Below are 1,421 nucleotides of genomic sequence, written 5' to 3' on the forward strand. Positions count from 1 at the left end.
TGAAGTGACCCCATTAAGTTGGACTCATTTCTAAGCGGCAACCAAGGCCTGATTTCGATATTGTATCGGACTCAGGCCTTTCAGTTTCAGCTTAATACGTTCGTTGTTGTAATAATCAATGTATTCTTTGATATTTTCAATGAGTTCATTCGCGTCCTTAAACGTTTCATTGTGATACATCTCAGTTTTTAATATGCCGAAGAAGTTCTCTGCAACTGCATTGTCTAAACAGTTTCCTTTTCTAGACATACTCTGAAGCAGTCCATGCGCTTTCAAATGCTGTTGGTATTGTTTATTTTGATATTGCCAACCTTGGTCTGAGTGTATGAGTGGTCTCTCATGCTTCAGCAGCTTTGCTGTCGCGGCTTTAAGCATATCAGTAACCAAGGGTAAGGTAACAGAGGTTCGTACCTCATAGCTGATCACCTCTTGGTTAAACAGGTCTATTATTGGTGATAAATATACTTTTTGGTCATTAACCTTAAATTCAGTCACATCGGTCACCCATTTTTGATTTGGCTTCTTTGCCGTAAATTCACGTTTAAGAACATTTTCAGCGATTCTGCCGACTTGACCTTTGTAAGACTTGTAGCGTTTCGGCCTGACTTTTGATTTCAAGCCAAGCTCGCCCATCAAACGTTGTACACGTTTATGATTAACTACCAAGCCCATCGCTCTTAGCGCGTAAGTTATCCTACGATAGCCGTATCGTCCTTTATGTTTGTGATAGATATCACGTATATTTACGCGTAAGTCAGCATTGGAGCAGGGGCGATTCAGCGTATTACGATGGTAGTAATACACGCTCTTAGGAAGCCCTGTGACCTTTAATAAGTGTTGTAAGCTGTATTTTGCCTTGAGCTCTTCGACAACTATCGTCTTGTCTTTGCTTTTTTCTTTCTGGCTTGAGCCAAGGCTTCTAACTTTTTTAAGACTGCGTTCTCTGCGCGTAGATAATCCAATTCTTCCCTGAGCTCTTTTTCAGTCATTTCTGCTGATGGTTTAGGAGTTGAAGAGTGATTCGTCACGCGAGACCTTCCTTTTTTCTTGGGTTTGAGACGGGTTATACCTTCGTGAGCATAAAGCTTTTGCCATTGAAATAAAATACCAGGGGATGATAAGTCGAAATAGGCGCTAGTGTAACTGAGAGACCATTCATTATTTCTCATTGTTTTAAGCACATTGAGTTTAAATTCAAATGTGTAGGGAAGTTGTTTGTGAGTAAAGCTATTCGCACCATTGAGCCGATAAACTAACGCCCAGTAACGGACCAGATTAGAGCGTACTTCAAACTTTGGAGCTAAGCTCCTTGAACTCTCTTCTTGCGCTAGTTGCGCTAACTTTAACTTAAATTCTCTGTGATGTTTGGACATAAAAAGACCCCCAGTAATTGGATAGTCCAACTATTGGGGGTCACTTCA

Annotated in this window: 2 protein-coding genes; both read right to left on the reverse strand. The window is 40.7% G+C overall.

The window, feature by feature from the left end:
* Window positions 1-30: 30 nt before the first annotated feature.
* Complete coding sequence (locus RM544_RS17635; RefSeq protein WP_311363141.1) at window positions 31-963, reverse strand: IS3 family transposase; 933 nt, start codon at window positions 961-963, stop codon at window positions 31-33.
* Window positions 873-1,373: a transposase gene (locus tag RM544_RS17640; RefSeq protein WP_311363140.1), complete on the reverse strand. Its 501-nt coding sequence runs from the start codon at window positions 1,371-1,373 to the stop codon at window positions 873-875. The genes RM544_RS17635 and RM544_RS17640 overlap by 91 nt, the downstream gene beginning before the upstream one ends.
* Window positions 1,374-1,421 lie beyond the last annotated feature (48 nt).

Source organism: Brumicola blandensis (assembly GCF_031846165.1).
Lineage (GTDB): Bacteria > Pseudomonadota > Gammaproteobacteria > Enterobacterales > Alteromonadaceae > Glaciecola > Glaciecola blandensis.